Source organism: Daejeonella sp. (assembly GCF_044348475.1).
Taxonomy (GTDB): domain Bacteria; phylum Bacteroidota; class Bacteroidia; order Sphingobacteriales; family Sphingobacteriaceae; genus Daejeonella.
Genome location: NZ_JBIKSU010000007.1, coordinates 1 through 14,479, shown reverse-complemented (window position 1 = coordinate 14,479; position 14,479 = coordinate 1). Strand labels below are relative to the sequence as shown.

General features: G+C 37.4%; 9 protein-coding genes and 1 pseudogene. 6 read left to right on the top strand and 4 right to left on the bottom strand.

Annotation, left to right across the window (positions count from 1 at the left end):
* The first annotated feature begins 193 nt into the window (after positions 1–193).
* The 3 genes from ACIQZ6_RS03410 to ACIQZ6_RS03400 all read left to right on the top strand — a co-directional run bounded on the left by ACIQZ6_RS03410 (position 194) and on the right by ACIQZ6_RS03400 (position 4,188).
* Complete coding sequence (locus tag ACIQZ6_RS03410; protein ID WP_395808213.1) at positions 194–2,638, top strand: penicillin acylase family protein; 2,445 nt, start codon at positions 194–196, stop codon at positions 2,636–2,638.
* 61 nt (positions 2,639–2,699) lie between these two features.
* The gene (locus ACIQZ6_RS03405; RefSeq protein WP_395808211.1) at positions 2,700–3,071 is read left to right on the top strand and encodes a hypothetical protein; all 372 of its coding nucleotides are present in this window, start codon (positions 2,700–2,702) and stop codon (positions 3,069–3,071) included.
* 136 nt (positions 3,072–3,207) lie between these two features.
* A complete protein-coding gene (locus ACIQZ6_RS03400; protein ID WP_395808308.1) occupies positions 3,208–4,188 on the top strand; it encodes an acyl transferase in 981 nt (326 codons plus the stop codon).
* A gap of 213 nt (positions 4,189–4,401) precedes the next feature.
* On the opposite strand, the gene ACIQZ6_RS03395 is transcribed toward ACIQZ6_RS03400, so the two are convergent.
* The 4 genes from ACIQZ6_RS03395 to ACIQZ6_RS03380 are packed head-to-tail and all read right to left on the bottom strand — an operon-like array spanning position 4,402 to position 9,059.
* The gene (locus tag ACIQZ6_RS03395) at positions 4,402–5,847 is read right to left on the bottom strand and encodes a Gfo/Idh/MocA family protein (protein ID WP_395808209.1); all 1,446 of its coding nucleotides are present in this window, start codon (positions 5,845–5,847) and stop codon (positions 4,402–4,404) included.
* Positions 5,848–5,880: 33 nt separating this feature from the next.
* On the bottom strand, positions 5,881–6,453 hold the full coding sequence (locus tag ACIQZ6_RS03390) for a gluconate 2-dehydrogenase subunit 3 family protein (protein ID WP_395808207.1): 573 nt from the start codon (positions 6,451–6,453) through the stop codon (positions 5,881–5,883).
* A gap of 11 nt (positions 6,454–6,464) precedes the next feature.
* Positions 6,465–8,144, bottom strand: coding sequence for a GMC oxidoreductase (locus tag ACIQZ6_RS03385; protein WP_395808205.1), 1,680 nt, complete (start codon positions 8,142–8,144; stop codon positions 6,465–6,467).
* A 33-nt stretch (positions 8,145–8,177) separates the two neighbouring features.
* On the bottom strand, positions 8,178–9,059 hold the full coding sequence (locus ACIQZ6_RS03380) for a hydroxypyruvate isomerase family protein (RefSeq protein ID WP_395808203.1): 882 nt from the start codon (positions 9,057–9,059) through the stop codon (positions 8,178–8,180).
* A gap of 498 nt (positions 9,060–9,557) precedes the next feature.
* Here ACIQZ6_RS03380 and ACIQZ6_RS03375 point away from each other — a divergent pair, with 498 nt between their 5' ends.
* From ACIQZ6_RS03375 to ACIQZ6_RS03365, 3 genes and pseudogenes are all read left to right on the top strand, one after another.
* Positions 9,558–12,959 (top strand): ThuA domain-containing protein, encoded by a 3,402-nt coding sequence (locus ACIQZ6_RS03375; protein ID WP_395808201.1) that lies wholly within the window; start codon positions 9,558–9,560, stop codon positions 12,957–12,959.
* 66 nt (positions 12,960–13,025) lie between these two features.
* A complete protein-coding gene (locus ACIQZ6_RS03370) occupies positions 13,026–14,198 on the top strand; it encodes an aldose epimerase family protein (RefSeq protein WP_395808199.1) in 1,173 nt (390 codons plus the stop codon).
* Between the two features lie 160 nt (positions 14,199–14,358).
* Positions 14,359–14,479 (top strand): annotated as a pseudogene (locus tag ACIQZ6_RS03365) (gfo/Idh/MocA family oxidoreductase); the annotation flags it as partial.

The following is a 14,479-nucleotide window of genomic DNA, read 5'->3' as shown; positions in this document are numbered from 1 at the left end:
AAATAATTAATAAAACTAATGCAATATTTTAATTGAAACAAGATGATTTTAATTTTAATTATGCATGCATAGTAAAATTATGGCATTAAATACCTCTAAACCAAGAAAATTACTCCTGACTAAAATATCGACTAACAAACAATATTTTGAAAAACACATTATTTTTTAGGATATTTAAGCTTTATTAAATTTTATGAAACTAATTAAATCAGTCTTGACCGGACTTTTTGCACTTGTATTGATCATTGTATTGAATACTAAATTTGGCGATATACCTCCTCTGGCTAAATTCCTCGACCCTTTTCAAGGATTCTGGAAAAATGCTGAAAGCAAAAAACAAAATCCGGAAAAAGAACTAAATATTAAGGGCTTGAAGGGTACTGTTGAGATTCGGTTCGATGACCAAATGGTCCCGCATATTTTTGCAGATAATAACCATGACCTCTATTTTGCCCAGGGTTATATTACTGCAAAAGACAGATTATGGCAAATGGATTTTCAAACCCGCTTTGCATCTGGACGCCTTTCGGAGGTTGTTGGCCCTAAAGCAATTGAATTGGACCGTTATCAGCGCAGAATGGGAATGACCTTTGGTGCTGAGAATATGATAAAGGCCATGAGTAATGATCCGGAGATCAAAGAAACTATGGATGCATATACTGCTGGTATCAATGCGTATATCCATTCACTTAAGCCTGGTGATTATCCATTTGAATTTAAACTGTTGGATTATGCACCTGAAGATTGGCAAGCACTAAATTCAGCACTCCTGTTAAAATTGATGTCTGCTACCCTTGCAGGTGGATCTAATGAGTTTTACATGAATAATATTCTGAATAAGTATGGTCCTGAAATAACTAAAAATCTGTTTCCGGATTATCCTTTCAGAGAAGACCCAATCATTCCTGTTGGAACCAAATGGAACTTTGACCCGATAAAAATTCCTGAAGTTCCTAAAGCTAACTTAACAGACAAAACTGCATTTAATATAAAAACAAAAGAAATAGAAGAAGGAATAGGTAGCAATAATTGGGCAATTAGCGGCCAAAAATCTGCTAGTGGTTTCCCAATTCTGGCAAATGACCCCCATCTTGACCTCACACTACCTTCTATTTGGTATCAAATACAATTAGCCTCTAAAGACATGAATTCTTGTGGAGTTTCCATTCCTGGTGCTCCGGGTATTATCATTGGATTTAATCAGGATGTAGCTTGGGGAGTTACCAATGTTGGAGCAGATGTTCTAGACTGGTATTCTATTAAATTTAAGGATGCTTCAAAAAAGGAGTACTGGTATAACAATAAATGGAATACCGTGAAACTCAGAATAGAAACAATCAAAGTTAATGGAGGCAGCACACTAACTGATACCGTATTTTACACTCATCATGGCCCGGTAGTATATACCAGCCAACAGCGTCCGGATAATTTTTCCAAAATCAATAACATTCCCACCGGACATGCGCTCAGGTGGATTGCTCATGATGGCTCAAATGATACCCGAACATTTTTCATGCTTAATCGCGCAAAAAATTATACTGACTACAGAAAGGCACTAACTTATTACTCAGCACCTGCACAAAATTTCATATTTGCCAGCACCGAAAATGATATTGCCATTACTCCAAATGGTTATCTGCCACTTAAATGGCGTGGCCAAGGTAAATTCTTGCTTGATGGAACAGATCCGGCAAATGACTGGCAAGGAAGAATTCCGGCAGAACACAATCCTACAATAAAGAATCCTTCAAGAAATTTTGTAAGTTCTGCAAACCAATTTCCTAATGACCCAAGTTACCCTTATTACATCAACTGGGAGTATTCAGGCTATGAACGCTCGCACAGAATAAATAATCGACTTTCTGTAATGACTCAGGCAAATATTGACAGCATTCAGAATTTACAAAATGACAATTACAGCATTCTTGCCGAGAATATTATGCCAACATTAAAAAGTCTGGTAGATGCTGAGAAATTAAATGCGAGCCAACGCGAAGCCTTTAATATCGTTAGCAAATGGAATAATTTTTTCGATGCCGGTGAAATTGGTGCTAGTATTTTTGAACTATGGCATAAAAATTTGGCCATACAAATATGGCAGGATGATTTTGGAGATCCAAAAACTCCAATGAGATTCCCCTCTCGCGACAGAAATGTAGAGATGCTTATTAATGAACCAGATGCCGTATGGTATGATAATGTTAAAACAGCTAAAAAAGAAACCCGCTCGGATGTTGTCAATGCAGCGTTTAAATTTGCCGTCGATAGTTTAAACCGTAAGTTTGGACCGATGAATAAAGATTGGGCATGGGGCAATTTAAAGCATACCAATGTTCCGCATCTCGCTAAAATAGCTGGATTCGGATCTAAATTCTTAAATAATGGCGGATCTAAAACTTCAGTGAATGCTGTTAGCGAAAATAATGGCCCTTCATGGAGAATGATTGTTGCCCTGGGCAAAAATGTTAAAGCCTATGGTGTTTTCCCGGGTGGAGAATCGGGGAATCCAGGAAGTTTTTATTACGATGACATGGTAGATACCTGGTCAGAAGGTAAATTGAACGAATTAGTTTTCCTAAAAGCAAAAAATGAAAAATCTGACCGGATTATATCTACCTGGAAATTCACTCATCACTAAGATTTAGGTCAATACCCTACAAGAAATTTAAATTACAATTAAACGCTTAATATTTAAAATCATGTTATTCCTACTTATTGCAGTAATCTCCCTGATCTTACAACTCTTCTTACCCTGGTGGATCATTGCACCGGTTGCATTTGGGCTGGCAATGTGGAAAGCAAGCTCTGGCAAGAATGCTTTTGGTTCGGCCTTCTTTGCCATCTTTGTAGTGTGGATTGTGGCTGGTTTAGTTCATACTATTCCAAATGAAAATATTTTAGCTAACCGTGTTGGAACCATGTTAAATCTTCCTGATAGTTCAATGAACTGGATAATCGTTTTATTGCTAACTGGAATAATTGGAGGGCTTGCTTCTGGATTTTCTGCCCTAGCAGGATTCTATGCAAAGGATGCAATGACAGGAATAACAAGAATCAAGAAATTATACTAGTATTGATTAGAGATCAAGTATTATCAAAAGCGATAATCTCATAGTAGAGTTCAATACTATATTCCCATAATCTTAATTTCAAATAACCTATAACCAACAGCCTAAAAAAGGATTCGTATCTTTGATCGTGGATTATATAGATACCGATCGTATTTTTTCTATTTCTAATGATCAGGAATTTGAAGCAATATCACTTGAGGTTTTTAACTATCAGGTACAACATTGCCAAGTTTATGGCCGGTTTGTTGCCAATCTTGGCATTAACCTAGACCTGGTAAAAGACTATAAAAGTATCCCCTATTTACCCATTGAGTTTTTCAAAAGTCAGACAATTAGTTGTGATTCAGCAGTTGCTGATGAAATTTTCAGCAGTTCAGGCACAAGCGGAATGGCTCAAAGTCAACATCTGGTAAAAGATATCTCAGTTTACATTGAAAGCTATAGAAAAGCATTTCAATTATTTTATGGTGATATTGGCAAATACGCTATTCTGGCTCTACTCCCATCCTATCAGGAACGTGAGGGTTCCTCGCTTATTTATATGGTTAATGATTTTATTGGACTTAGCAATCAGTTAAAGAGTGGCTATTTTTTGTACGACCATCAATCATTACACGATACACTTACTGAGCTCAAGGAAAGTAAAATACCTACTCTTCTTATCGGTGTTACCTATGCATTGCTTGATTTTGTAGATAGCCATTCGATTGAATTTCCTGAACTAACTGTTATGGAGACTGGCGGAATGAAAGGTAAAAGAAAGGAAATACTTAGAACTGAGCTCCATCAAATACTCTGCAAAGGATTTGGGGTACCCGTGATACATTCTGAATATGGAATGACCGAATTATTATCACAAGCCTATTCAAAGGGCGGAGGCATTTTTCACTGCCCGCCATGGATGAAGGTCATTACCCGGGATACAAATGATCCGCTCAGCTTATTAGCTCATGAGCAAACAGGTGGCATCAATATTATTGACCTAGCAAATATCAATTCCTGCTCTTTTTTGGCTACTCAAGATCTTGGCCGAACATTTCATGATGGCAGCTTTGAAATTTTGGGAAGATATGATAATAGCGATATCAGAGGATGTAATTTATTGGTGCAGAGCTAATATTATGGCTTAAGGCCGATTTAGTAGTGAAAAGGCACCTGGAGATAAAACTGTTTAGCTAAGTATTCTTAAAGCAATAAAGCTTAAACTAAACATCCGATGAATAGCCAGGCTGTATACCCAGATATATCATCGGATGAATATAATTATCAGCTGTCTATTGAGCTGATTTCTGCTTTACAATTAAAACGCAGAGATAATTATCAATTAAAACTACATTCCTAATGTCCAACCAGAGCGGTACTGTCTTTTCACAAACTGGTTCGCTTCATCAAAATTAGTAATTCGCATATTTGGTCCATCCCAGAGTAATTTTTTATACCTGCCAGGATAAGTAAATCCATTTCCAGCAGCATTAGCTTTTCTGATATCAAAACCACGGATAGCAAGATTTCCCATCAATAAGGCTTCAGTTAGAGGTCCTGCAACCGAGAAATCAGAACTCACTTCCATTTTTCCATATCCTGCAATGGCAGCGTCTACCCATTGGGTATAATGTCCGGCTTCCTGACCAGGCACCAATGGAATAGTGGAAGGAACATTAACTTCAGCATTTCTAGAAAGCGGCAATAACCTTGGATTTTTACCATAGGTATCACACAGCATTTTTCCTTTTGTGCCGATAAATAATACTCCATTACCTCCATCACCAAAAATCTCATCTGGACCAAGTTCCTGCGGCCGTTCCGGTTGAATTCCACCATCCATCCAATGCATTTTTACTGGTGCATTATTCTGTTTTGATGAATTAAAATTCATAATAACATGAGAAGAAGGAGGACAACTTTCAGGGAAATATCCCCGTTTAAATGAATCTACATAAACACTTCCAACACTGCATTCTACATCTGTAGGATAATTTAACCCTAAGACTCTGAAAGGTGCATCAACCAGGTGACAGCCCATATCGCCGAGTGCACCTGTTCCATAATCCCACCATCCGCGCCAATTAAATGGAACGAGCTTATCAATATAATTTGTTTGTGGTGCTGTTCCCAACCACAAGTCCCAGTCTAATTCCTTTGGTATATCAGTTTTTGTTGATGGCCATGGAACACCCTGTGGCCATACTGGCCTGTCAGTCCAGCAATAAACGGTATGCACATCGCCGATTATTCCGGCATTATACCATTCCATTAGTTTACGTGAACCATCACTTGATGAACCCTGGTTTCCCATTTGGGTTACAACTTTATATCTAACCGCCGCTTCTGTTAAAATTCGAGCCTCATAAATATCATGAGTTAGAGGTTTTTGAACATATACATGCTTTTTTAACTGCATGGCCGAAAGAGTAACTATAGCATGGTTATGATCTGGAGTGGATACAGAAACCGCATCAAAGTTTTTTGACTCCTTATCAAACATCTCGCGCCAATCTTTATAATATTTGGCTTTTGGGAATCGTTGTATTGATTTTGCAGCGCGCCTGTCGTCAACATCGCATAAAAATCCGATATCAGCTTTGCCACCACTCACAAAACCTGTAAGATCACTTTCACCCTTTCCACCAGCACCAACTCCGGCAACAATCAGGCGATCACTGGGTGCAATAAATCCTTTACCTCCCAACACATGGCGCGGCACAATCATAAAACCAGCCGCTGCAAGTGAAGCAGTTTTAACAAAATCTCTTCTTGAATTAGTTTTTCCCTTCATAAAAGTTTTTCTTTGAATATAAACAATTAGTTTTTAAGCATTTGCCCAGGCACGATCACCTTTTTTATAAGGTACATCACCATCAAAGCTGCCCGGAGTTTCCACATATCGAAGTGCTTTTGTAGATCCTATTTCTGAAGTAAAGAATCCCAAAAGGGTAAGTTCCTTCATCATTCTGAAATAATGCGGTGGCTCTTCTGCCTTCTTCGTGTCCATATAAGCCTTTTGCTGAGTATCAAGGGCTGTCAGGAAGCTTGTTCGCTCCTGAGCACTACTATCCATAAATACGTTACCAGTTTTAGTTTTACAATCCCTATCTAGGGTTTTAATACCCTCTAAAAAAATCTCCTGATGTTCTTTGGTATAGCAATCATTGACCATCATATCCATGAATTGACCAACATTTGCTTCTTTAGCGCCAGGAGTACTAGTTTGAGGCAAAATAGTTTCGCCTATCTCATTGAGTAGGTCAATTGTCTTTTGATCAAAAAATAATAATTTCTGTTCAGGGCTTGATTTACATCCATACTCAAGAAAAATACTTGAACCGATAATGGTACCGCCCAGTATCCAGCTAACCTGTGATATTGCTTCTCTTCTGTTCATAAAATCATGAATTAAATAGTTCCTTTTTTCAACTCGGTAAAGGCATGATCAACAGCACGGGCAGTCATTGCCATATAGGTTAATGATGGATTTTGACATGCCGCCGAGGTCATAGCTGATCCATCTGTAACGTATACATTGGTCGCATCCCAAACCTGATTAAACTTATTAAGTACCGAGGTTTTTGGATCTAGACCCATTCGTGCTGTACCCATTTCATGAATTCCCATACCAAGAGTATAACCGGTATCGAATGTTTTCACATCCTTTAAACCAGCCATCTCCAGCATTTCTTGTCCATCTGCCATCATATCCTTCCTCATATTGATTTCATTCTGCTTAATTTCTGCATCAATTGAAAGGATATTGAGCCCCCATTTATCTTTCTTAGTTTTATCTAGTGTAACTTTATTTTCGTGGTATGGAAGAGTTTCACCAAAAGCGGTAATTCCCATTGTCCAGCCTCCCGGTTCGCATAAAGCATCTTTGAAGTCGCCACCAATACTTAGCTCTGCAACATTACGACCCCAACCTTCTCTGCTTGCTCCACCCTGATAACCAAACCCACGAAGATAATCGCGTTTTTCATTACCCAGATTTCTGAAACGAGGGATATAAATACCATTCGGCCTACGACCGTATACATATTTATCGTCAAACCCTTCCATCCTTCCAGATGCCCCTAATCGGAAGTGATGGTCCATAAGGTTATGGCCTAATTCACCACTACTGCTCCCTAGTCCACCTTCCCAAACATCAGTTGCTGAGTTCATCAAAACCCATGTTGAGTTTAAAGTAGAGGCATTTAGAAAAATAACTTTAGCAAAATATTCATAAGTTTGGTTGGTTTCTGCATCTAGAACCTCTACCCCAGTAGCCTTTTTAGTATCCTTATCATAAAGGATCTTTGTCACAATTGAGAAAGGACGAAGTGTCAAATTCCCAGTTGCAACAGCTGCCGGAAGCGTTGAAGACTGAGTACTGAAATACCCTCCAAAAGGACAACCCAACCAGCATTTACTACGAAACTGGCAATTTGTTCGGCCTTGAATAGCTTTAGTAAGATTCGCTGCCCGACCGATGAGCATATGTCTACTTTCTTTATAATGATCTTTGATACGAGCAGCAACTGCTTTTTCAACTACGTTCATTTCCATAGGCGGAAGAAAATCGCCATCAGGCAATTGCGGCAACCCGTTTCTAGATCCACTTATTCCGGCAAACCGCTCCACGTGTCCATACCATTTTTCAAGATCTTTATACCTTATTGGCCAGTCAACGGCTATTCCCTCTTTAGCATTTGCCTCAAAATCCATTTCACTTAATCGATAGCTCTGACGCCCCCACATTAATGACCGCCCACCAACTTGGTAGCCTCTGTACCAATCAAAACGTTTAACCTCTGAATAGGGGCTATCTTTTTCATTAGCCCAAAAATCAAGGTTTTTTTCATTTAGAGCGTAGTCTCTCTTTAGAACCGGGTAATTACCAATCATCTCCTGGGTACGACCGCCTCGATGAGGAAACTCCCAAGGATTTTTCGTAGCACTTACATAATCCTTAATATGCTCAATGTTTCTTCCACGTTCAAGCATAATTGTTTTCAGTCCCTTTTCAGTTAGCTCTTTAGCAGCCCAACCTCCACTAATTCCTGAACCGATGACTATTGCATCATAGATATTATCAGCCATATATTTTTTTTATTCTGTAGTCATTCTTAAATCTTAAACATCACAAATCTGTACAGCTGCCCTGAGCGAGCCCGCTTTATCAGCATGAAGCGGAATAAACTCCTGTGCTACATAACCTTTAAAACCTGTTGATTGAATAGCTTTCATAATTGCAGGATAATTTAATTCCTGGGTATCATCGATCTCATTCCTACCAGGCACTCCAGCTGTATGATAATGTGCTATATAGTGATGATTTTCTTTGATCGTCCTAATCACATCGCCCTCATCAATCTGCATATGATAAATATCATACAAAAGTTTGAAATTATCAGAGTCTATCATTTTTGCGAGTTTAACTCCCCAACTGGTTTTATCACATTGATAATCTTTGTGATCAATTTTGCTATTCAATAATTCCATTACCAGGGTAACATGATGCTCTTCAGCCAGAGAAATGATCTGCATTAAGCCTTCAGCACAATTATTTAATCCAGTTTCATCATCCAGGCCATTTCTGTTCCCGCTAAAGCAGATTAAATTCTTATACCCTGCCTTTGCAACCTTAGGAATCATTTCCCGATAGTTTTTTATAAGAACTGCATGATTCATTTTATTGTTCCAACCATCCACCAAATTTATTTCAGCTCCATTACACATTGTAGATTGCAAACCATGCTTTTGCAAAATCGGCCAGTCTTTTGGCCCAACTAGGTCAATTCCCTGAAGGCCAATTTCCTTGGCCAATTTACACAGCTCATCAATACTTAGCGAATTAAAGCACCAACGACAAACAGAATGATTGATATTTCCTTTTAAGGCTTGAAAGTTATTATTCATTTTGAAAGAAGAAAGCGAACCTGCTGTACCCATTAGTGCAGTTCCGGTTAAAATATTTTTCAAAGCTTGCCTGCGATTTCTGTTTAAATTTATCATAATTAGTAGTGATAGATCTACTCTACCTGTCTATTTGCATGTTTTTTTGCCTTGATTCATTTAATTAAAAATAGAACTAAGCTGCTATATGCACAGCAAGCATCTATATTTTTTTTCAGGCATAACTAAATTCACATTTCATTAATTTATTGTTTTCAATTTAAAGAGGGAAAAAAGCAAAAAAAATAGTTAGAATAAAACTAATCAGATTGATTTTTATTCCATTCAAAGCATCTTTTATAATAGATCATCAAAAAAACAAACTGAGAAATCAGATTTTTAATCGCGTAATTTCTAGTAGTTTGTTTAAATAAATGTATATTTTTATTTTTAATATTCATACTCATTTATATTTCATTAGTGAATATTGATAAGTTAAAAAAAGAATCAGGACACAGCTCATTATAGCGTTATTTTATAAGGATGTACCTTGCCTGTTTGAGATAAATATTAAATGGAATAAACTAAAAAAAGATTTAAGACAATCAATTCATAAAAATGATAAATAAAACAAAACTAATACCGGCAGTTATCATCTTACTTTCCTTATTTGCTTTCAATAACTTGAAACAGATTGTTAAACCCAGGATACTTGTTTTTAGTAAAACAGCAGGATATCGTCATGAATCAATCAATGCTGGAAAACTCGCACTTCTAAAACTAGGAAAAGAAAATGGGTTCCTAGTTGATACCACCGAGGATGAAAATTACTTCACTGAAGATTCACTGAAAAAATACGCTGCTGTAATTTTCCTAAACACCACTGGCAATGTATTAAATAGTCCTCAGCAGATAAGTTTTGAGCGATTTATACAAGCAGGAGGCGGTTATGCAGGAATTCATGCTGCAGCAGATACCGAATATGACTGGCCATGGTATGGTAAATTGGCAGGCGGATATTTCCTGAGTCATCCACAAATTCAGGAAGCAACATTAAACGTGCTTGACAAAACCCATATTGCTTCAAAGCACCTTCCTGAAAAATGGATTCGTAAAGATGAATGGTATAACTATAAAGAATTAAACACGAATGTAAAAGTACTTCTTTCTTTAGATGAGAAAAGTTACCAGGGTGGAAAAAATGGCGAAAATCATCCAATATCCTGGTTTCATGAATTTGATGGCGGCAGAGCATTTTATACAGGATTAGGGCATACCAATGAATCTTATACCGACCCTCAATATCTGAAGCACATTCTGGGTGGCATTAAATATGCGATTGGTAATAATATTCCTCTGAATTATTCAAAAGCTACAACACCAAAAGTACCTGAAGAAAATCGCTTGGTTAAAACTGTTCTTACTGTTGGAACATTATTTGAACCAACAGAAATGGCAATTCTTCCTAATCTAGATATTCTTCTAGTTCAACGTAGAGGAGAGATAATGCTTTATAAAGCAAGTACAAAAAGTATTAGTCAGGCTGGAGAATTAAAAACCTATTTTATAACTACAACTAACGGCTCAAATGTCGAAGAAGGAGTTTTGGGTCTTGCAGCAGATCCGAATTTCAAGGTAAATAATTATGTATACATTTTTTACAGTCCGGTAGGACCCTCTGTAAATCGCCTTTCACGATTCAAGTTCATTAATGATAAGATAGATATTTCTTCAGAAAAAGTCATTTTAGATGTAGCCTCTCAACGAGAAATATGTTGCCATACAGGAGGGTCTATTGCTTTCGGCCCTGATGGATTATTGTATGTCTCTACAGGAGATAATACAACACCATTTAATGTTCCGAATCAGCAATTTGTAAATAAAGGGTATGGTCCAATGGACAACAGACCTGGACTTGAGCAATATGATGCAGGCAGATCATCAGGTAATACCAATGACCTTCGTGGAAAAATCATGAGAATCAGGGTCATGGATGATGGCAGCTACGAAATACCTCAAGGTAATTTATTCCCACCCAATACACCTAATACAAGGCCTGAAATCTATGTAATGGGCAACCGTAATCCTTATCGTATATCTATTGACAGCAAAACCGGGTATCTTTACTGGGGAGAGGTAGGGCCCGATGCAGGTGCTGATAGTCCGGAACGCGGAACAAGAGGCTATGATGAGTTAAATCAGGCCAGAAATGCTGGTTTTTTTGGCTGGCCATACTTTGTCGGTAAAAACTACCCTTATAGAGCATATGACTATAAAACCGGGACAGCTGGTATAGCTTTTGACCCAGAAAAACCTATTAATAATTCTCCAAACAATACAGGCTTAAAAAACCTTCCAGCAGTACAGCCAGCATTTATTTGGTATCCATATGCTATTTCACAAGAATTTCCAAAACTTGGAACTGGCGGAAGAACTGCCATGGCAGGGCCGGTTTATCATAATGAACAATATCCTGTAGAAACCAGATATCCTGATTATTACAATAACAAACTGTTTTTTTACGAGTGGATCAGAAATTGGATCAAGCCTATTACTATGAAAGCAAATGGCGATTATGATAGCATGGAAGATTTCATGCCTTCTACATCTTTTGCGGCTCCGGTTGATATGGAGATAGGTCCTGATGGCCGAATCTATGTATTGGAATATGGTAAAGGATGGTTCACTAAAAATTCGGATGCTGGAATTTCCAGGATAGATTATATTGCCGGTAACCGACCACCAAAAATCAATAAGCTAATTATTAAAAACACCAGTGGATTGCTGCCTTATAAACTAGTGGCTAAAGTTGACGCAGTTGATCCGGATGGAGATGAACTAAGTTATGTTTGGGATCTGGGCAATGGAATTAAGAAAACTACTAAACAACCATCCATTGAATACACGTATACAAAAGCTGGTGAATATCCTATTAGCGTTAAGTTGACTGATAAACAGATGGCAAGCTCAAATAGCAGTTCAATTGAAGTTACAGCAGGCAATTCAGGGCCTAAAGTAGATATCCTGTTGAAAGGGAATCGTAGCTTCTACTTTACAGGAAGGCCAGTTGATTATCAGGTAATGGTGAGTGACCAAGGTGCTGTAGTTAATAAAAGCACTGTTTATATAGCAAATAACTATATTAAAGGCACAGACCTTGCGGGTTCAACGCTTGGACATCAGGCTTATTCCGAGACTCAGGCAGGACAAGCCCTAATGCTCAAATCAGATTGCCAGGCATGTCATCAAGTTGATAAAAAATCAATAGGTCCATCCTTTACTCAGGTTTCTGCAAAATATCAGAAAGATGCAAATGCGGTAAGCTATTTGGCTGCAAAGATCATTAAAGGTGGTGCTGGAGTTTGGGGAGAAGTAGCGATGTCGGCCCACCCAACCATGAGTGATTCGGATTCCAAAAAAATTGCCCAATGGGTTTTATCATTAGAAAACAAAACGGTAGCTAAAGCAACACTTCCAATTCAGGGGAAAATTATTCCTGCACCCTCAAATAGTGATAGTGAAAATACTATTTTTAGTTTATATGCTAGTTATACCGACCAAGGAGCAATTGGTTTAAAACCACTTTCAAGCTCCTCTACTGTTAATTTACGAAGCAATATATATAGTGCCCGTGAACTTACTGAAAGAACAAGAATTGCATTAAAAGACTCAACAACCAGTGGATTCCTGATTTATCCAGAAAACAATGGTTGGTTTTCAGTAAATCAGATAGATCTATCTGGAATTAGCCATATTGAACTTGAAAATATTTCAAAGGGTCAAACCGGAAATTATACAATTGAAATTCGACTGGATTCAGAAAAAGGTTTATTGATCGGGAAAGGTGATTATGCAGATAATGGAAGCTTAAATTTACAGAAAAACACTTCAATTTCAGTTAAGGAGGTAATGGACAAAAAATTACACAATCTGTATGTTTATATCAGTTCTGAACCAAAAAATATAAAACAAAGGCCATTGCTGCGAACCATAAAATTAATCCCAGCAAAATTACTTTAAAATCAATGCTTTGCTTTGGCGCTTAAAACCAGATCAACTGCTCATACATTAAAGCCAGATAAGGTAATGAAACTTCATTTCAAATTACTTGTGCCAATGCTTTGCCTGGGCATGCTGATTTCATGCACTACTAGCTCTACAAAAAACCCGCAAGTTAGCATTGATAGTATATCAAAATCAGCTGTTTTATCTCAAAAAGAATTTCAAAAAAGCATTGATGGAAAAAATACGGATCTGTATATTCTAAAAAATAAAAATGGAGTTGAAGCTGCCTTTACCAATTATGGGGCAAGAATAATAAGTCTGAAAGTGCCCAACCAACATGGAGTTCAAACAGATGTAGTGGTTGGATTTTCAAGTGTTGATCAATACATAAAATCAACTGAGCCCTATTTTGGATCAACAATTGGACGATATGGCAATCGAATTGCAAAAGGAAAATTCATTCTGGATGGAACTAGCTATTCACTTTCAATAAACAATGGAGTGAATTCGCTACATGGTGGTAAGAAAGGATTTCAGGATGTTGTATGGGATACCAACCAAATAAATGAACAATCAATCGCGTTCAGTTATTTGTCAAAAGATATGGAGGAAGGCTATCCGGGCAATCTTAAGGTAAAAGTTATTTATAATCTAACAGATTCGAATGAATTAAAAATTAGCTATGAAGCCACGACAGATAGAAAGACTGTTGTGAATCTAACAAATCATGCATTTTTTAATTTAAATGGTGAAGGCTCAGGAACAATTCTAAATCACCAGCTTCAGATCAATTCAAATTTATACACTCCTGTTGATTCAACATTGATCCCAATAGGAAAGCATGAATCTGTTACCAAAACTCCATTTGACTTCAGGAAATTTTCAGCAATCGGTAAAAGAATCACAGATGAGCATGAACAATTAAAGAACGGTAAGGGATATGACCATAATTATGTTTTAAATAACCAAAATGGCAATCAAATGCTCCATGCAGCTAGCGTTGAAGGCGATAAATCGGGGATCATTATGGAGGTATTCACGATAGAACCTGGACTTCAATTTTACAGTGGAAATTTCATGCAGAGTAAAAACACATTCAAAGGTGGATCAAAAGACGATTTCAGAACTGCGTTCTGTTTAGAAACACAACATTTTCCGGATTCGCCGAATCAGCCTAATTTTCCGAGTACAGTATTAAATCCGGGAATATTGTACAATACCCGCAGTATTTATAAATTTTCAATAAAGAAATAAAAAAAAATAGGATTGAATTTAAATTTCGGGACTCAATTATTATATTGAGCCTGTTATTAGGATGGCTTCTTTTCATGTTTAAAGTATTTGAAAAGATATTTTTATCCCAATAGCTGATATAGAAAATGATACAGAGCTTAACACATTTTATTAGATACAAATGAATAGAAAACTAAGAATGGGGATGATAGGTGGAGGAAAGGGTGCTTTTATTGGAGCCATTCACCGCATAGCTGCCAATATGGACGGCATGATCGATCTAGTTTGTGGGGCGCTGAGTA